The organism is Alkalibacillus haloalkaliphilus (genome assembly GCF_007991275.1).
Classification (GTDB): Bacteria; Bacillota; Bacilli; order Bacillales; family Alkalibacillaceae; genus Alkalibacillus; species Alkalibacillus haloalkaliphilus.
In genome coordinates, this window is the sequence record NZ_BJYA01000040.1 from 1 (window position 1) to 513 (window position 513).

1 protein-coding gene is annotated in these 513 nt (G+C 44.4%); it reads left to right on the plus strand.

What is annotated here, in order from left to right; translation table 11 throughout:
* Window positions 1-513: peptidoglycan-binding domain-containing protein (locus AHA02nite_RS15000; protein WP_174758206.1), on the plus strand; the 513-nt coding region annotated here is incomplete at both ends.

A 513-nucleotide genomic window follows, 5' to 3' on the forward strand; every position in this document is an offset into this window, starting at 1 on the left:
ATTTACGGACCCAATACAGAAGATGCAGTTCGACGCTATCAAGTTATGAATGGGTTAACAGTAGACGGCATTGCAGGACCAGAGACATTGTCTTCCTTAGGGATTCTTGGAGAAGATGATGGAGGGTCTACAGGACAAAACGGAATACTTCGGCACGGGGATTCCGGAGAAGCTGTGAAAATGTTACAACAAGCCTTAGTAGACAATAATTTTTATCCAGATATCAGTGCTCCAAACAATGGTGTAGATGGTATTTACGGACCCAACACAGAAGATGCAGTTCGACGCTATCAAATTATGAATGGATTAACAGTAGACGGCATTGCAGGGCCAGAGACATTATCTTCCTTAGGAATCAGTGGTGCAGGTTCTGGTAGTGTAAGAGACTCCGGAGGATACGGTGACACATTACGCCCAGGTGATAGAGGAGATGCAGTTCGTTCTCTACAGCAAGCCTTGGTAGACAATAACTTTTATCCGAATATTGATGCTCCAAACAATGGTGTAGACGGC